The following is a 17,584-nucleotide window of genomic DNA, read 5'->3' as shown; positions in this document are numbered from 1 at the left end:
TGTTCTTTTTCTTTCAATTCAGCTTTAGGGCAACCACTTTTGCTGCATTTACTGGTAATAGTGATCGTTCCTTCCGCACCTGTTCCATCGTCAAGTAAGGTGAACTGGACAGGATTTTCGACCGGCCAGGTATGCTTCTCATTTTGCTTGGGAAAGTCAGCATCGATTTTATGAAGGCAGGGCTCTGGCATGCCACATTCGGCACACGCTTTTCCTGCTGTTGATGAGGGTGACGCCATGATTTTAGTTTCCTTACTCAGGGATATATCCCAGTTCCTTTAATAACAATTTTTCAACCCGGTAATAGATGGACTGATCCTGAACACTCAACACTTCTTCCCATTCTTCAGGTGTATTATTGCTGTCATCGATGCCTTTTTTTAGAAAAAGCAGAGTGATGCCACGAACCGAGCGGGTATCAATAATCTCGAATGAGTGGCAAAAAAAGAGATAATCCTCAGCGCGATGGTAGAGCGTTTCCTTATCAGGCGTTGGGTTTATATTCTCTGCTATATAATAATCCTGAATATAATCTGCCAATCTTTTCGTATAGTTGATTTGCGTAAGCCGGTTTAGTTTTTTGTACTGGATTGGGTCTATTATCAGCATCCCTATTTCTGACGTTATATTCTGGTCTGCGGTTGACTCAAAGCTCTCTTCCAGATGGATACCTTCAAAGTCCGTCATTATTTTACTTATCGGATGGGCTTTGTTGAATAATAGGGAATCATGCTGTTAGACCATGCCTGTTTTGGCGGAAAACGCTTACTCCTCCAGATTTCGTGACCCAGCATGTTGTATAACTGCATGATTTTACGTAATGGGAATTGGTCGGTTTCATGAATGACCAGCATAAAATCTATTTATTCAACAAAGCCTATCGGATGTATAAAAACGCTGCGTTGTCGCGGTGTAAAGACGGTTAACAGGCTCCAGATGATCCTTGGGTCATAGAAACGCATCAATGCGGGCTTATCCTGATCCGGAATTTTTGCCCACAGATAGTGGCGAAGATGCTGCAAGAGCGGGTGGATATTTTCTTGTGAATATAACGTGATGCCCCACGGAGACGTTTTGAATTTCAGCCACTCTTCAACTTCCGCCGTGACCTGCACCAGATAGGGTGCCAGTGCCAGAATTTCTGGCTGAACAGGGGGAGAATATAAGCAACAGTTTGGCGGAGTATGTTCTGCCAGAAAGGGCAGCAGTTCATTCTCCACTGCACCCTCTATGATCACATAGCGCAGAGAGGCCATATTATTTATCCCCCATTGGGCAATGCGAGACGAAAACTGAGCCTTCGCCCGCAGCGGCTTTGAGTATCATCGGGCGCATTGGCAAAATAACCTCGCCCGGACTTCCTCCGCTGTTCAGATTGATCTTAACGCCTTTGATATCCACACCTGCGGAGTGGATCCCAATGAATGAACTCCCCACGCATAAACTGATTTTGCTGTTGCTTTGCAGGACGATATCGCCTTTAACGCTTATTCCTAACGCACCGGCAATCTTCTCGGCCAGATCGCCTTTAACTTCAAGATGCTGATTGCCTTCTGTCAGGCTCACAAAATCTTTCGTCGTTTTGTGGTCCTGCTTACCTTCAACAGTGATTTTTCTGTCGTTCGCCACTACCAGTGATTCGTCATGACCAATGCTGACCGTCCGGTCGTAATTAACCCGAACGTCTTTGCTGTTCAGTACTTTCACCTGCATATCTTTCTGCGCGTGCAGCGACAGGAGTTCCTGACGAGTTGCATCTTCAAACAGCAGTTCGTTGTAGCCGCTGCCTTTATAGGTTTGCGAGCGGATCGCCATCTGTGTTTTAGTGCCCGGAAGATCGCCTGGTGCACGATTGCTGGCGTGATAGGTGCGCCCGGTGATGATCGGCTGGTCCGGGTCGCCGTTGAGGAAATCGACAATCACTTCCTGCCCCACGCGCGGAATGGCGATATTACCAAAGCCGGTACCCGCCCATGCCTGCGAAACGCGTATCCAGCAGGAGCTGTAACTGTCTGCTTTGTTGTAACGATCCCAGGCGAATTTCACCCGCACGCGCCCGTGCTCATCGCAGAAGATTTCCTCTCCCGGCGGGCCGGTGACAATCGCGATTTGTGGCCCGTCGATGCGGGGTTTGGGAAGTGGCGTCGGACGCCAGGTTTGCGTGGACGGGATAGCCTGAAAATCAGTGTGCAGAGTCGTACCCTGGCCTTCATTACCGATCACCGCCTGCGGCTGGTCACCGTAAATATCAACAGCTACCACCTGCCATTGGGCATTCAGGTCGTCACGTGGATGGTCAGTCAGATTAAAGCTCACACTCGGCTGCAACTGAGGAGAATTGCTGCTGCCGACCACAAAATCAGCGTTATTGCGCCAGCCTTCAATCTGGTATTTAGCAAAATCTTCACCATGCTGTTCATCTTTGAAGCGCCCCGGATAGTCGTACACGTCGTAAACCGCGTGCTGATACGCCATCTTTGACGGGCGATCCTGATACTGTGCCGGCCAGTTGGGCGCGGTGAAGGTGTAATCCTGAGTGATCACTTTAGAAGGGCGGATCTGCACGCTGCGACGAAAATGGTTTATGCAATATGTCGCTGCCTCAGATGCGGCGTTCGGGTTGTAGGGCAACGCGCCCATATTGGTCGTCGTGGTGCAGTTATCGGCAAACGTCAGCTTTTGATCGTTGGCCTTGAGGAATTCTTCCTCAAAAAAGAAGATCCCTTCTTCAGCCATCAGTCGCGAAATAAACTCATAATCACTTTCCATAAACTGCACACAAAACTCACGCCAGTCGTGCGCAGCACGGAACAGGGTTTCATATTTAAAGATCCCCATTTCTCTGAGCAAAGGTTCCAGAATTCCTTCAATGTTGAGATTCTGAAAACTGCGGCAGTTGCGCCGCTGAGAGCTGCGCCAGAAGAAGGGCCGGACGATGAGGCGATACAGTGTCTGATGTTTTCCGGTATCACCCTGTTCACAAAACGTCACGATGCCTCGGACACGGCGTTTTATTTCGTCGCCCTGCCAGAGGGTCAGGGTCGCCATTTCATCCACTATCTTCTCAAAGCCGATAGCCGGATCGCTGCTGGCGAGGGTGATATTCAGGGTAAACAGTTCGGAATAAGCCTGCGAAAGATGAAAACTAACCACAGCAAAGGTTTCGCGTGACACGCTGCCTGCGGCAAAAGTGAAGCGGGTTCCGTTAACCGCCATAGTGTTAATCCTTTAACTGTCAGGTGGATTCATTTATCCGAAAGCGATTTTATTGTTGATTCATAATTTATATAAATACAATAAAATCATATAGATATGATTAAGGTGTGAGAGGGTAGATCTGTTGATGATTAAGAAAAGGGAAGTAGATCACAGAAGGGAAAATTGGGTGTTGGGCCGTGCGGGATAAAGGGAAGGGGGAAAAATTTTGCGGGCAGCGGGTTAATTGTAAGCCGCTGCCCGAACAATTTTTATTCCCCCACGCAATACCCGTTTCGTCCTGCATGTTTAGCCTGATACAGGGCACTGTCTGCACGTTTGAGCAATTCCAGCGACGTCATTCCGGGCGCCCATTGCATGATGCCCTGACTGACCGTTACGGTTTCTGAAACCTGCGATAACGCGTGTGGAATGGCGGCTTTTTCAACACTTTTCTTGATACGTGATGCCACCACTTCGGCGTCGCTCGTGACGGCATTTGGCAACAGTACGACAAACTCTTCGCCGCCGTAGCGTGCGATCAAGTCCGTTGGCTGGCGGACCACTTGTTTGAAGCAGTCTGCGATGCTGATAAGGCAGCTGTCACCGGCCTGATGTCCATAATGGTCGTTGTATTTTTTGAAAAAATCCACGTCAATCATGATCAGTGAAAGCGTTCCGCCCTGAAGGTCGGTCTGCGTGATCAGTTCTTCGAGCTGGTTATCCAGCTGGCGGCGGTTAGCCACGCCGGTCAGCGGATCGTTATACGCTAAATTATCCAGTTTACTCATCAGCAATTTGTTATCGCATTCCCGGCGGACAGAAAGCACAAACCAGCGGTTCAGCATGATACGCCCGGTTTCAAACAGCGCAGTCGCAATCAGGATCGCTGCTACCTGTAAAATTGGAATGCCCGACTGCAAAAAGACCAGATGGACAAAAAGCGACAGCCACAGCGGAGCAACGAAGCTGTAGAGGATCGGCGTAGTGGGATAGAGCGCAATCAGTGCCGTAAAAATCAGCATACAAAACAGCGGAAATACCAGTTGCTGCTGGGCGTCATTGGCCAGCATAAAGTGGAAAACGGTAGCCCAGTAAAGGCCAACCAGAAACGCCAGTGCCATAGCCGGAGGACGGGTACGGATGAAGCGTAAAGCCGGCAGACTAATGATAAAAAATGCAAAGAAGGTCAGTGAAAGGTCATCCAAAGTCGTACTGGCGAAGGTTACTTTGGCATGAGGGTCAAGTAAAACTCTGAACTGGTCGCGGCCAAACAGGAAAAGTACAAAACAAAGATTGGCGATCAGCAACCAGATCCCGCTCGTGCGTAATGACGCCTTTTTATAATGGTTCAGCAAGGCGCTAAATGCAGTGTCTTGCTGCGTGTGAGTGTTTTTTTGCATGTTTATCCTTAACATCATCTTCGTGGATAGTGTAGACGAAGAGGGCACGCAAATCTCCCCTTCACCGGGGAGTTTACTGTCCGGTCAGAGCGTTTTAAGGATGAAACGACAGCCAGTCCGGGACCCGGAGCCACTCATTGCCTCGGCAAAATCCATCAGCGACTTCGTGGTCGTCGCGTCAATCGCTGCCTTATTCATTTGCGGCGTAAATGCAAACTCATCAAGCCATTGCTGCCGCGCATATTCCAGCCTGTCCGCAGGCTTCACGCTCAGCGATTCCCGCAGTGCGCAGCGTTTTTCTTCCAGTGCCAGCGCAGAGATACCACCAGTGATTGCCGGAATTTCCGCGATAAACGCATCGATATACACCAGTAAATCTTCCGCGTTAAACACCGGCGACTGTAATGCAAGCAAAATGCCGGACTGGCGGGCGGTCTGATGGAAACGACAGCTCACCACGTAGCCGATGTTCTTTTCGACGCGAAATTGCTGGAAGAATTTCGGTTCGAGAATGGACGCCAGAATCTGCGTCGCAGCCAGACATCCGGCAGTGTTTTGCGCCAGCGGACAGAACATCAGTACAGCGGCATCGTCACCCGCCGTCGGAAATTCCAGGATATTTTTCTCAGACGTGCTGATCACTTCCGGCAGTTTTGCCAGCAGCGTTCGGACTGCGATATCAGATTTAAGCAGCTGTTGGTCCTGCTCAAACAGCCGCTCGCCCTGCGCCAGCGCGGCCGCAGACGGCGTACGCAACAGCGCAAATGCCGTGGCGAGCGTGCGTGTCGCCCATTCCTGCCGCCCGCCCAGTTGCAATATTCCGTTGCCCTGCACACAGGTAAACACCAGTGAAGCGCCCTGATGGGCGGATAGTGCAGAAAGGGCGCGCAGGCTGGCGCGGGCGATACAGGCCTGATACGCAGTCAGCGGCGCGCCGGTTGTCAGGATACATTCCTCCGTTTTGAACGACGTTTCAGCGGGCGGAAGGTAAAAATTAAACGTCAGGCATGTGACGTTGTCACCTGATGGGTGCCACGCTGCGATATCAACAGGCAGGCTGAAACCCTGAGCGTGTACGTTTTGTCCCTGAACATCCGGTGCAATCCACAGCCGTGTCATGTTTTGCGGGTGCAACTCAGCGAGCAAGGTCTGCCAGCCATTTTGCGCGGCGGGCGGGAAATCCAGCGTTCGCGCGCGCAGCTGATCCAGCGGCGATAACCGGCAGAACTCACGTTGTGCGAGTCCGGCATAATGTCGCAGATGTCCGGTGCTTAAATCACGGATCTGTTGCAGCCAGTGGCAGAACAGTGTTTCGATGCGGGCGCGCACAGCAGATGTTGTGTCGCAGGCGAGAAATTCAATGCTGAGAATAGCGTCACTGGCGGAGGTATACGGCAGAGAAACCCGTACATTATCGGCGAGCGCCAGCGTCCGGAGTGTGTCCAGCAAACTGCCCGGCGCTTCGTCCGTCACTAACTGGCGCAACAACGTCAGGGCGGGGCAATATGCCACGGGGAATGAAAAGCGCAGCCGTGGCGAACCTTCAAGACACAGCTGAAAATGGCGGTTCTGCTCAAGAATGAGTGGCTGAGCGCGTTCAGGCTGATAACCGCGGTCAGTTGCAAATGCATTACCATAACATTCTGCCAGGGTGGTCAGTTCATCGGCTGACTGCGAGCCTTGCAGCCACAGCGTGAGATGGCTTGCGGTGAAACATTGCTGATGATAGTGCGTCAGCGCCTGTTGCAGTGCGGGAATATTTTCGCCGAAAGAGGCACGGTTGCCGATGTGAAAATCGTGCAGCTGCGCCGGGGCGCTGAACGCCAGACTCGCCGCCGCATCACAAAGTGAATCAGCGTGACCGGTCAGCATTTTGTATTCGGCATCGACGACCGCCACTTCCTGCCGGACCGAATCCTCCGCCAGCAGCGGTTGCACCAGCATATCCACCAGCCGTGCCAGACCGGCTTCGAACTTTGCCGGTGTCATGTCGAAAAACCATGCGGTTGATGTGGCGTGCGTAGAGGCGTTGAGTTTTGCCCCTTCGGCCTGCGCCCACATCATTAGCCGTTCATCCCCCTGAAACCGACGACTTCCGGCAAACACCACGTGCTCGAACAGATGCGCCAGACCGGGAAATTCCGGCGGCTCATGATGACTTCCGGCATTCAGATGAATGAGTGCGGCAGCGCGGGGTGCCTGCGGGTCATGGAGAACATTGACCCGCAATCCGTTCGCCAGTGTCAGCGAATGCATGGCCGTTTCAGCCTTTGAAAATCAGCTGAGAGTTCGCGCGGTTGCGAAACTGTAGCTGGTTGATCTGGATATTGGTGCAGTTGGCCTGTTCGCGGGCGGCCAGGATCATGCCGTGATGTTCAGATTTGGAGCATACCGGATCGGCGTTGTCGGCATTACCGGTCAACATAAAGGCCTGACAGCGGCAACCGCCGAAGTCTTTCTCTTTTTCAGAACACGAACGGCAAGGTTCCGGCATCCAGTCGAAGCCGCGGTATTTATTAAAACCGAACGAGTCGTACCAGATTTCCTGCAACGTGTTCTCCAGCACCGACGGGAATTCCACCGGCAGCTGGCGCGCGCTGTGGCACGGCAGCGCCATGCCTTCCGGCGTGACGCTCAGGAAAATCGCACCCCAGCCGCCCATGCAGCCTTTCGGACGTTCTTCGTAATAATCCGGCGTTACAAACAGCAGATTGGCGAGATTACCGGTTCCGACCATTTTTTCACGGTACTGATGCACCACGTCTTCGGCGCGGGCAATCTGCTCGCGGGTCGGCAGTAGACCTTCGCGATTGAGCTGCGCCCAGCCGTAAAACTGACAGGTTGCCAGTTCGACATCATCGGCTTCCAGCTCAATGCTCAGGTCGATAATCTTGTTGATCTGATCGATGTTATGGCGGTGTAGTACGAAGTTCAGCACCATCGGATAACCGTGGGCTTTCACCGCTTTGGCCATCGCCAGTTTTTGCTGGAACGCTTTTGCGTTACCGGCCAAAGCCGCGTTCAGCTCTTCGTCGCTGGCCTGAAAGCTGATCTGAATATGATCCAGACCCGCCTGGGCAAAAGCATCGATTTTCTTCTCAGTCAGCCCAATACCGGAAGTGATCAGGTTGGTGTAGAAACCCAGATCACGCGCCGCACGGATAAGCTCAGGCAGGTCTTTACGCACCAGCGGTTCGCCGCCGGAGAAACCGATTTGCACTGCGCCCATTTCGCGTGCTTCTTCGAACACCTTGAGCCACTGCGCTGTGGTCAGCTCTTTTTTCTGTTTGGCGAAATCGAGCGGATTCGAGCAATACGGACATTGCAGCGGGCAGCGGTAAGTCAGCTCGGCCAGCAGCCACAGCGGCGGTTTGACCGCAGGTCTAAGCAGGTTCACGGAAGGTAATCCACTTTTGTGCATGGGCCTGAGCGAAGAAATCTTTGACGTCATCATTCACGCCACCGGCATCCGGAAAGCGTGTATTCAGTTCATCAATGATATTGGCAATCGTCCGCTCGCCGTCGACCAGCTGCAAAATAAACGTCGCGCTGTCGTTAAGTCTCGCCATCCCTTCCGGATACAAAATCACGTGGCAGTCCTGCGTTTTTTCAAATTGCATGCGATAGCCACGGCGGAACATCGGCGTGTAGTGTTCGGTAATGGTGATCACAGGAGTCGTCCTTTGTGCCAGACCGCCTGTCGCGTCACGCTGTGATACGGCGGGCGGTGAAGTTCGTAAGCCAGGGTCATGGAATCGAGCATGCTCCACAGGATGTCGAGTTTGAATTGCAGGATTTCCAGCATGCGCTGCTGCTTTTCGACGGTATCGCAGTATTCCAGCGCCAGTTGTAACCCGTGCTCAACGTCGCGGTTCGCCTGACTCAGACGGCCACGGAAATAACCGTAACCTTCTTCCTCAATCCATTTGTAGTGCTGCGGCCAGGTGTCGAGACGCGCCTGATGGATTTGCGGAGCAAACAGTTCGGTCAGGGAACTGCACGCCGCTTCCTGCCACACCGCGCGGTGGGCAAAGTTAACGTAAGCATCGACCGCAAAACGCACGCCCGGCAGCACCCTTTCTTCTGAAAGCAGTACATCACGATCCAGACCGACCGCTTCACCCAGACGCAGCCAGGCTTCAATACCGCCTTCACTGCCGTCATGACCATCGTGATCGAGAATACGCTGCACCCATTTGCGGCGGGTTTGCGAGTCCGGACAGTTAGCCATGATCGCCGCGTCTTTCAGCGGAATGCTGGTCTGATAATAGAAACGGTTCGCCACCCAGCCCTGAATTTGCTCGCGCGTTGCCTGACCATTATGCATCGCAATATGGTAGGGATGATGGATGTGGTAAAACGCGCCTTTGGCACGCAGCGCCTGTTCAAACTCTTGCGGCGTCATCGGTGACGCCGGGTGTGAAGAAGTTGTCATAATCGTGTTTACCTACAGTTCGATGCGCATCCCGTCCCGGCTGACTTCGATATTTTGCTGCGTCAGCGCCTGCCGCTCGGCAGAGGATTCATTAAGGATCGGGTTGGTATTATTAATATGGATGAGAATTTTGCGTTCTGCCGGAAGGGACGACAGCAGGGCAATCAGCCCCTGTTCTTCGGCCAGCGCCAGATGCCCCATGTCTTTACCGGTATTGCGCCCGACGCCGGTGGTCGCCAGCTCATTGTCCTGCCACAGCGTGCCGTCAATCAGCAGGCAGTCGGCTTTGTGCAGCCACTTCAGCAGTTCATCATCCGGCTCGCCCAGACCCGGCGCGTACAGCAGCGAGGTGCCGGTTTTTGTGTCTTCGATAAACAGCGCAATATTGTGCCCGGGCAGTGGTTTACCGCGATATTTCGAATAGGGTGGTGCATTGCTCAGCAACGGAATGGCAGTGAATTTCAGCGTCGGGCACACGGCCACGGAGAAGCGATTCTCCGGCTCGATAGCGTGGTGTTGCAGGCCGCCATTCCAGTGCGAAAGCATGGTAAAAATCGGGAAACCGGTGGTCAGGTCTTCATGCACTTCCGGCGTACACCACACCTGATGCGGGCAGCCTTCGCGCAAATTCAGCAGGCCGGTGCAGTGATCAATCTGGCTGTCGGTCAGGATGATGGAACCGATGGCGGTGCCGCGTAAAACGCCGTGTTGGGTCAGTTCGGGCGTGACGGCAATCTGGTGGCAAATGTCCGGCGAGGCGTTACACAGCACCCAGTCGGTGCCGTTGTCGCTGACGGCAATGGATGATTGCGTGCGCGCAGAGGTTTTCATGGTGCCATTACGCACACCCTGACAGTTGGGGCAATTGCAGTTCCACTGCGGGAAGCCGCCGCCAGCCGCGGAACCAAGTACGATAATTTGCATGTGAGAACCAGGGGAAAGGGAAGGAAGATGCCCACAGCGAACCGTGGGCATAAAGGCTTAGCGGTTAGAAATGTACAGAGTCACTTCTAAGCCTAAACGCAGGTCTTCGAAAGAAGGTTTAGTCCACATGATAACGTCCTCTTGGTGATTACAGTTTTAAGTTCACTGCCGCTTTAATTGCGGCAGGTGATCGGCTTATTGTCAAATATCGCTGGTTTGGCTAAGAAAATGTTGCGATGAGCACAAACCGATATTGCCCTGTAAGCCACAGGGATTAGTGCAAAACGGCGGCCAAAATCTAGCTGCCCCACGTTTGCTTTAATACTTTCAGCCAGTTGCGGCAGGCGATTTTTTCGATCAATGCACTGCCGTATCCCGCTTCAGACATGGCCTGCAACAGAACGGGCAGTCCGGCGACATCACCTAATGCGTCCGGCACGTTGATACCGTCGAAATCCGAACCAAAACCGACATTTTCTTCGCCTAGCTTACCAAGAAGGTTATCAAGATGTTTAACAATTTCGGTCACGGGTGTGTCGCCGTTGCGTTTTCCATCGGCACGTAAAAAAGCCGTGCCGAAATTCACGCCGACAAAGCCGTCGCTTTCGGCGATCGCCGCCAGCTGTTTATCGGTCAGATTACGCGGTTGCGGGCAGAGCGTATGGACGTTGGAATGCGTCGCCACCAGCGGCGCATCGCTGAATTTTGCCGTCTGCCAGAAGGCTTTTTCGTTCATGTGCGAGACATCGAACAGAATCCTTTTGCGGTTGCATTCACGCAGCAAACCCAGTCCGGCGGGCGTCAGGCCGTCACCGGTATCCGGCGAACCCGGAAAATCGCCTTTCACGCCGGTACCAAACTGATTCGGTAAATTCCACAGTGGCCCGATGCTGCGCAACCCTTTTTCATACCACAGATCCAGCCGCGAAAAGTCATCACCGAGGGCTTCCGCCCCTTCGATATGCATCACCATCGCCAGCACGCCGCGGGCAATGCAATGCTCAATATCGGCGACCGTCCGGCAGATTTTTACCCGTCCGGAGGACTGCATTTCAAGGCGTTCAAACAGTGAAATTTGCGCCTGCGTGATGGCTAATGCGTCATGCGGTTCAGCCGGTGAATTGGGCTTCAGTTGTGGCATATACGAATCAGGTGGTACGAAAACCGCAAATAAACCACCCGCGAAACCGCCGAGACGACAACGCCTGAGATCAAGATGCCCTTCGAGCGAGCCATCAAGAAACAGAGCCGCAGGATCTGCTGCGTCGTGCAGCCACAGGCGAAGTAACAGGTCGTTGTGACCGTCAAAGACAGGAGGATTGGGGATGGTGTTCATGATGTTAATGGTACTTTATAAAAGCATGTTGAAACATGGAGAATTATGTAAGTTTTGATTTTTTGCATGGATCGGTGCAAAGGGGGCGATTTGAAAATCAATTTCCAGGTCAAGACCAAGACCAAAACCGCGGGTTGCCACCCACACCGGCCTTAAGGTCAAGACCGTGGGCGTCGGCCCACACCGACTTGGGGGGCGGCCTATCGCCGCCACCCCCCAAGACCCCCTGGCTCTTTTACTGCGCGCTACCGCTGGGACGATGGACATGTTTCGTGGCTATTGTAAGTGGCGCAAAATGTCATCGCTGCGCGATCCTCTCATTTCAGGCTTCGAGCTTATGGTCTCGAACCGTTCATTCGGTGCCATTTTTGAGCACGCCAATAAACCTTTCTAAAAGAAAAAAACATTCTGTTTTTGAATTTAGGATCGCGCGGGCGTTTCAGAAAGCTTGCTGAGCGAGAGGTTCGAGACTAAAGGCTCGAAACCCGAGTAAGGGAACCGCGCAGCGGCAAGCTTTCCAGCCTGTCGCGGAGATACCTGAAACATAGCCCGCGAGCGGAGCGCGTATTGAAAAAGCGAGGGGAGTTCAGAGGGGAAAAGCCTTTCCCCTCTGGTCGGTTTCGGCGCAGCGCGTTATATGACCGCATCACTTGAGAAACCGAAACTTTCTCGATTCAGACCTCACGGCGAGTGATAAGCCGCAATTGCTGCGGCCTCAGCAAATCAGAAACTATAGCTCGCCGTCACCGACATATTCCGCGGCTCGCCATATACCACATACTGGTTCACGCTGGTGTCATATTCCTTGTCGAACAGGTTGTTGACGTTGGCCTGCACGGCCAGCTGTTTAGTGACCTGATAACGGCTGAACAGATTGACCAGCGCGTAGCTGCCTTGTTCTGCATAACGGGTGCCGTTACCGCTCGGCCCCGGAACGTCCTGCCACACGTGGGTTTGCCAGTTCACGCCGCCACCGACGGTCAGGTCCTGCAACATCGGCAGACGGTAGCTGGAGAACAGTTTCAGCTGCGTACGCGGCAGTTGCGGGTTAACCGCATCACCGTTTTCATCTTCTGCAATGTAGCGGGTGCCGCCGAACGTCATCTGCCAGTTATCGGTCAGGGCACCGTTCACTTCAAATTCCACACCGCGGCTGACGGTGCCGTTTTTCCCTTCATAAGCGGTATCGGTCGATCCCGGGATCGTACGTCCGGTACTCTGCGCAACGTTGTCCAGTTCCGCACGGAAGATAGAAACGGAAGCGGTCAGGCGGCTGTTAAACCAGTCAGATTTCACGCCTGCTTCGTAGTTTTTACCGATGACCGGGGAAAGATACGCGCCGTTGATATCACGGTAAGTTTGCGGCTGGAACACTGAGGTGTAGCTGGCGTAAGTGGACCAGGTATCGTTAATGTCAAACACCAGACCGGCATATGGCGTGATGTTGTTCTTCTCGATCTGATCGGTCAGCGTGTGCGAGTTCCAGTTGGTGTAACGCGCGCCGACGATCAGATGCAGCGGGTCTGCCAGAGACAGACGTGTCGCCACATAGGCTGATTTCTGACGGATAGTGTCGTCTTCGGCCAGAGAACGCGGGTTCCAGTCGGTTTCCGGGAACTGCCCGTTGAAATCATTGAAGTTACCCAGCTCTTCGGTAGAGATATTGGCGAACGCACTGTAATAGGTGTTTTGCTGTTTGGTGTAGCTCACGCCGGTCATCAGTTCATGCTGACGGCCAAACAGCTGATAGGGGCCGCTGGCGAAAGCATCCACGCCATCGACTTTACGTTTACCGGTGTTATAGCCGGTGCCTGCGACGACCGGATATCCGGCATAAGCGGATTCACCGACGCCGGTGGTTTTGTCGAACGTCCCGTCGATATACATCATTTTGGAATCGATGCGGGATTCGGTATGGGTGCCGTTCAGGGTTGCCTGCCAGCCGTTATCGAAAGTCTGTTTCAGCGTGGTGAAAAGTTTTGTGGTTTCTTTATCGCTGTAAGCCCAGTCCGGTGCCGAGTTAAAGCCACGACGATAGTCTGTTTTGCTGCCATCCAGATACCAGCGCGGCATGCCGCCCCAGGTCGGGCTGTCGGTATTGGTTTGCTGGAATTCGTAGCCGGCGGAAAGCAGGGTGGAGTCGGTCAGGTCTGCATCGACCGTGGCGTAGACGAATTTTTTGGTTGCGCCGTAGCGCTCTACATAGCTGTTTTTGTCCTGATAACCGGTCACTAGGCGACCGCGCACGCTGCCTGATTCATTCAGCGGGGTGGAGAGATCCGCGACATAACGCTGTTTGTTCCAGCTGCCGTAAGTGGCAGAAACATTGCCGGTGAACTCTTTGCTGTCGGCGTGTTTACGCACCTGATTAACGGAAGCCGACGGGTTGCCCGGGCCGGTCATCAGGCCGGTCGCGCCGCGCACGACTTCAATACGATCGTAAATGGCGGTGTCGGACTGGGAATCACCAATGTCCCAGCGCGGATCGAAGGTCGTCGGAATGCCATCAACCATGTAGTTGTCGATCAGGAAACCGCGCGCGTAGTAGGTACGGCGGTCAAGGTCTGAGACGCTTTCCTGGATCCCGGTGGTGTTTCGCAGCACATCGCCCAGCGATTGTAACTGCTGATCCTGCATGCGCTGTTTGCTGATAATACTGACGGACTGGGGGATATCGCGGGCAGTCAGCGCCATTTTGGTGCCTGCGGTGGTCACCGGCACACTGTAATCGGTGGCTGCGGTATCTTCAGCGCGGATGTCGTTCTGGCCGGTCACGACCACGGTGTCTTCAGCGGTGGTTTTTGCGGTGGCATCTGCTGCATAAGCGGAATGCAGTGAAGAGGAAACCAGCAGGGCGATCACAGAAAGTGAACGTTTCTTTCCTGCGTTATTTTGATGGTTCTCTTTAACACTCATGACGGCGTAATTCCCTGAAAAAATTGACATAACTACTCTCCACACGGTTATTTTATTATTTTTTAGGCCACTGCATTTTGGTATGAATACGGCTTTATCAGCATGAGAAAATCCCGCCAGAATCCCCGGAACAAGGGCTGGAAAGGAGGAATCAGTCACGATTAATAAAGCGAATGAGAATAATACGCATTGAGTTTACTGGTGTAAATAAATATTACGGTCGAGGTTTTCTCTGGCTTAGTTTGCAAGCGTTACAGCGAAGGGTGGCAGTACTTCTCCCCCCGCGAAGGGGGGGCGCCAGGGAGTGAGCAAAATCAGTCATTCCTCTTTACACTTTCCCAAAATTCTATTCCCTAAAGATCTCCTTATTTTTACCGATATACCCTCTGAACAATAAATATCCTGTGATGCTTTTTGCGCATTTCAGAATTTTAATTTGAGATAAATAATTTCATTTAATATTTCAGAGGGTAGCTATTTCGCACCTGACATAAGAAAGTCATTCCGCTATGCAATTATCAATATTTGGAATTGTTCCGTGTTGTATTTATTTATTGGCCAGGAAATAAGGGAGAAATAATGTTCAGAGCGATCAACAATATGCGTGTCGGCGCCCGTCTGGGTGCGGCATTTAGTCTGGTGATACTGTTGCTGGTCATCGTCAGCGTCACGGCAGTAACAAAAATAAGCAGTATTAACAGCAGTATCGAACAAATAGTCAGTGATCGTTATATCAAAGTGCGGCTGGCATTTGATGTCCGTGATGGTGTAAACGATCAGATTAAATATCTTCGCGGTATTGTCATCGATACCAAAAATCCCGAGCAAAATAAAAAACGTTATTTGCAGCTCGATGACACCGTTAAACAGACTAATTTAGCGATGGATAAAATCGCCGCTATCCAGACGACGGTGACTGGCAAACAAAAAATCAAATCTTTGCAGGATGCGGGCGATACCTTTGATGCGGCTAAGGATGGGCTGATTGCGCTGACCCGCGCCGGAGATATGGACGGTGCGACGGAGTATGTACTGCGCAAACTGACAACTTCACAAAATGCGTTTCTGGATCTGGCGACGGCGTTCGCCAACTCACAAGATCAGCAGTTGCAAGCCGAAGGGAAAAAAGCCGTTGCGGACGGGCATATGGCCATTCAGCTGACGCTGATTTTCTCCGCGCTGGCAATTCTGGTGGCGGCGGCGCTGGGTTATTTCCTCACCCGATCCATTACCCGTCCGCTGCATATTGCCGTAAAAGTGGCGGAAAACGTCGCGGCAGGGGATCTGACCACGCAAATCCAGGTGACTTCCAGCGATGAAACCGGTCAGCTCATGCAGGGGCTGAAAAACATGAACGAAAATCTGCTGAAAATTGTGACCGAGGTGCGTGCGGGCACCAACGCGATTAACAGCGCTTCAGGTGAAATCGCGGCAGGAAATCTGGATTTATCTTCGCGTACTGAACAGCAGGCCAGCTCGCTGGAAGAAACGGCGTCGGCCATGGAACAGATGACGGCAACCGTGAAGCAAAATGCCGATAACGCGCGTCAGGCAAATCAGCTGGCGGCACAGGCTTCCCGCGTGGCAGTGCAGGGTGGCGAAGTGGTGGGTGAAGTGGTCAATACCATGGAAGGCATCAACGCGTCTTCCCGCAAAATTGTCGACATCATTGCCGTGATTGACGGTATCGCGTTCCAGACCAATATTCTGGCGCTGAATGCTGCGGTGGAAGCCGCGCGTGCTGGTGAACAGGGGCGCGGCTTTGCGGTAGTGGCTTCTGAAGTGCGTAATCTGGCGCAACGCTCCGCCAGTGCTGCAAAAGAGATCAAAGTACTGATCGACGATTCGGTGGCGAAAGTGGATAACGGCACGCAGCTGGTCGCGAAAGCCGGTTCAACGATGGCGGAAGTGGTATCCAGCGTGAAAAACCTGACCGACATTGTGGGCGAAATTGCCATTGCCAGTAACGAGCAAAGCACCGGCATTGAGGAGATCAATAAGGCCATCACTCAGATGGACGAAGTGACGCAGCAGAACGCCGCATTAGTTCAGGAAGCCTCGTCGGCGGCGTATTCTCTCAATGAGCAGGCGGAGCGTTTGTCGCAGGCCATCAGCATCTTTAAAGTCAGCGCAGGTTCCGCGACGGCGGCAGTGCGTCAGGCCGCACAGGCTAAAGCTCAGGCGCTGCCAAACCGGCAGACGGCGCAGCAAAGCAAAATTGACGAAGGCTCCTGGGAAACGTTCTGAATCCCAGATCATCTCTGACATTTTCTGAGTGATTTCTCAAAACCCGACATCTTTTGTCGGGTTTTTTTATTTTCTTCATCATTTTTTGCCATAATCGCAGCGCCAATAAAAAGGAGACGGCTTTGATGATGAAAAATACCCTGCGTAAAACTGCACTGATGGTGGCGGCTGTGGTGCCAATGCTCGCATTCAGCGCGGTGTCATGGGCGCAAACTGCCACGAAAATGACTTCCATTCAGCAACAACTGACGGCGCTGGAAAAAGACAGCGGCGGACGTCTTGGCGTGATGCTGATTGATACGGCGGATAACTCGCAGATCGCATATCGCGCCGATGAACGTTTTGCGATGTGCAGCACCAGCAAATTCATGGCCGCTTCGGCGATCCTCAAAGAGAGCGAAAGCAACAAGGCTTTGCTTGATCAGCATGTCGCGCTGAAAAAATCGGATCTGGTGAATTACAACCCGATCACCGAAAAGCATCTCAACGATGGCATGACGATTGGCGAGCTGGCGGCAGCAGCCTTGCAGTACAGCGACAATGCGGCCATGAATAAACTCATCGAACACCTCGGCGGGCCACACAAAGTGACGGATTATGCGCGTACGCTGGGGGATAAAACCTTCCGTCTGGATCGCACCGAACCGACGCTGAATACGGCAATTCCGGGCGATGACCGTGATACCAGTACGCCGCGCGCAATGGCGCTCAGCCTGCAACATGCCACACTGGGCTCTGCGCTGGCTGAAACGCAGCGCGCACAGCTGGTGGAATGGATGAAGGGGAACACCACCGGCGCGATGAGCATCCGCGCAGGATTACCGGCGACCTGGGTTGTCGGCGACAAAACCGGCAGCGGCGATTACGGCACCACCAACGATATCGCGGTGATCTGGCCGGAAAACAAAGCCCCGCTGGTGCTGGTGACGTATTTCACCCAGCCGCAGAAGGATGCGAAATCCCGTCGTGATGTGCTCGCCAGTGCGGCGAAAATTGTGACGCAGGGTTATTGATTTACGCCCAGAAAGACGAAGAAAAGGGTCCGCGAGGATAATGCCGATCGTTTAAGGATCAGTTGACCGATCCGGTGGCTCGTGTAAAAAGGGTTCATGCTCAACATGGACCCTT

14 protein-coding genes and 1 pseudogene are annotated in these 17,584 nt (G+C 52.9%); 2 read left to right on the top strand and 13 right to left on the bottom strand.

All coding sequences use genetic code 11. The features are described from left to right. The 13 genes and pseudogenes from D6C13_RS24270 to fhuE form a co-directional block, all read right to left on the bottom strand. Nucleotides 1–239, bottom strand: a pseudogene (locus D6C13_RS24270) (hypothetical protein); the annotation flags it as partial. Between the two features lie 13 nt (nt 240–252). Then, entirely contained in the window at nt 253–687 is a 435-nt protein-coding gene (locus D6C13_RS24265) for a hypothetical protein (protein ID WP_120135197.1), read from the bottom strand. 176 nt (nt 688–863) lie between these two features. Beyond that, nucleotides 864–1,256 (bottom strand): DUF4123 domain-containing protein, encoded by a 393-nt coding sequence (locus D6C13_RS24260; protein ID WP_120135196.1) that lies wholly within the window; start codon nt 1,254–1,256, stop codon nt 864–866. Nucleotide 1,257: 1 nt separating this feature from the next. Continuing rightward, on the bottom strand, nt 1,258–3,216 hold the full coding sequence (locus D6C13_RS24255) for a type VI secretion system Vgr family protein (protein ID WP_120135195.1): 1,959 nt from the start codon (nt 3,214–3,216) through the stop codon (nt 1,258–1,260). Nucleotides 3,217–3,467: 251 nt separating this feature from the next. Then, a complete protein-coding gene (locus D6C13_RS24250) occupies nt 3,468–4,598 on the bottom strand; it encodes a GGDEF domain-containing protein (protein WP_120135194.1) in 1,131 nt (376 codons plus the stop codon). An 84-nt stretch (nt 4,599–4,682) separates the two neighbouring features. Continuing rightward, nucleotides 4,683–6,854: a pyrroloquinoline quinone biosynthesis protein PqqF gene (gene pqqF, locus D6C13_RS24245; protein WP_120135193.1), complete on the bottom strand. Its 2,172-nt coding sequence runs from the start codon at nt 6,852–6,854 to the stop codon at nt 4,683–4,685. A 7-nt stretch (nt 6,855–6,861) separates the two neighbouring features. Beyond that, nucleotides 6,862–7,995 (bottom strand): pyrroloquinoline quinone biosynthesis protein PqqE, encoded by a 1,134-nt coding sequence (gene pqqE / locus D6C13_RS24240; RefSeq protein ID WP_425272753.1) that lies wholly within the window; start codon nt 7,993–7,995, stop codon nt 6,862–6,864. Further along, complete coding sequence (pqqD, locus tag D6C13_RS24235; protein WP_244212785.1) at nt 7,982–8,239, bottom strand: pyrroloquinoline quinone biosynthesis peptide chaperone PqqD; 258 nt, start codon at nt 8,237–8,239, stop codon at nt 7,982–7,984. Before pqqD ends, pqqE begins: the two co-directional genes overlap by 14 nt. 26 nt (nt 8,240–8,265) lie before the next feature. Beyond that, on the bottom strand, nt 8,266–9,033 hold the full coding sequence (gene pqqC / locus D6C13_RS24230; RefSeq protein ID WP_120135190.1) for a pyrroloquinoline-quinone synthase PqqC: 768 nt from the start codon (nt 9,031–9,033) through the stop codon (nt 8,266–8,268). Between the two features lie 12 nt (nt 9,034–9,045). Beyond that, nucleotides 9,046–9,957: a pyrroloquinoline quinone biosynthesis protein PqqB gene (gene pqqB, locus D6C13_RS24225; RefSeq protein ID WP_120135189.1), complete on the bottom strand. Its 912-nt coding sequence runs from the start codon at nt 9,955–9,957 to the stop codon at nt 9,046–9,048. Between the two features lie 57 nt (nt 9,958–10,014). Next, complete coding sequence (pqqA, locus tag D6C13_RS24220; RefSeq protein ID WP_013578120.1) at nt 10,015–10,086, bottom strand: pyrroloquinoline quinone precursor peptide PqqA; 72 nt, start codon at nt 10,084–10,086, stop codon at nt 10,015–10,017. Nucleotides 10,087–10,255: 169 nt separating this feature from the next. Then, a complete protein-coding gene (locus D6C13_RS24215) occupies nt 10,256–11,293 on the bottom strand; it encodes a dipeptidase (protein WP_120135188.1) in 1,038 nt (345 codons plus the stop codon). Nucleotides 11,294–12,016: 723 nt separating this feature from the next. Further along, nucleotides 12,017–14,239: a ferric-rhodotorulic acid/ferric-coprogen receptor FhuE gene (gene fhuE / locus D6C13_RS24210; protein WP_120135187.1), complete on the bottom strand. Its 2,223-nt coding sequence runs from the start codon at nt 14,237–14,239 to the stop codon at nt 12,017–12,019. Nucleotides 14,240–14,788: 549 nt separating this feature from the next. Here fhuE and D6C13_RS24205 point away from each other — a divergent pair. Both D6C13_RS24205 and blaRAHN read left to right on the top strand, forming a co-directional pair. After that, entirely contained in the window at nt 14,789–16,456 is a 1,668-nt protein-coding gene (locus D6C13_RS24205; RefSeq protein ID WP_120135186.1) for a methyl-accepting chemotaxis protein, read from the top strand. A gap of 125 nt (nt 16,457–16,581) precedes the next feature. Continuing rightward, nucleotides 16,582–17,469, top strand: coding sequence for an RAHN family extended-spectrum class A beta-lactamase (gene blaRAHN, locus D6C13_RS24200; protein ID WP_120135185.1), 888 nt, complete (start codon nt 16,582–16,584; stop codon nt 17,467–17,469). Nucleotides 17,470–17,584 lie beyond the last annotated feature (115 nt).

The organism is Rahnella woolbedingensis (genome assembly GCF_003602095.1).
In the GTDB taxonomy this organism is placed as follows: Bacteria; Pseudomonadota; Gammaproteobacteria; order Enterobacterales; family Enterobacteriaceae; genus Rahnella; species Rahnella woolbedingensis.
This window is presented reverse-complemented; position numbering and strand designations above follow the sequence as displayed.

Excerpts from the sequence above, each read along its gene's own strand:
- D6C13_RS24265 (WP_120135197.1), bottom strand. The coding sequence starts at position 687 with ATGACGGACTTTGAAGGTATCCATCTGGAAGAGAGCTTTGAGTCAACC.
- D6C13_RS24260 (WP_120135196.1), bottom strand. The coding sequence starts at position 1,256 with ATGGCCTCTCTGCGCTATGTGATCATAGAGGGTGCAGTGGAGAATGAA.
- D6C13_RS24255 (WP_120135195.1), bottom strand. The coding sequence starts at position 3,216 with ATGGCGGTTAACGGAACCCGCTTCACTTTTGCCGCAGGCAGCGTGTCA.
- D6C13_RS24250 (WP_120135194.1), bottom strand. The coding sequence starts at position 4,598 with ATGCAAAAAAACACTCACACGCAGCAAGACACTGCATTTAGCGCCTTG.
- pqqF (WP_120135193.1), bottom strand. The coding sequence starts at position 6,854 with ATGCATTCGCTGACACTGGCGAACGGATTGCGGGTCAATGTTCTCCAT.
- pqqD (WP_244212785.1), bottom strand. The coding sequence starts at position 8,239 with ATGTTCCGCCGTGGCTATCGCATGCAATTTGAAAAAACGCAGGACTGC.
- pqqC (WP_120135190.1), bottom strand. The coding sequence starts at position 9,033 with ATGACAACTTCTTCACACCCGGCGTCACCGATGACGCCGCAAGAGTTT.
- pqqB (WP_120135189.1), bottom strand. The coding sequence starts at position 9,957 with ATGCAAATTATCGTACTTGGTTCCGCGGCTGGCGGCGGCTTCCCGCAG.
- D6C13_RS24215 (WP_120135188.1), bottom strand. The coding sequence starts at position 11,293 with ATGAACACCATCCCCAATCCTCCTGTCTTTGACGGTCACAACGACCTG.
- fhuE (WP_120135187.1), bottom strand. The coding sequence starts at position 14,239 with ATGTCAATTTTTTCAGGGAATTACGCCGTCATGAGTGTTAAAGAGAAC.
- D6C13_RS24205 (WP_120135186.1), top strand. The coding sequence starts at position 14,789 with ATGTTCAGAGCGATCAACAATATGCGTGTCGGCGCCCGTCTGGGTGCG.
- blaRAHN (WP_120135185.1), top strand. The coding sequence starts at position 16,582 with ATGATGAAAAATACCCTGCGTAAAACTGCACTGATGGTGGCGGCTGTG.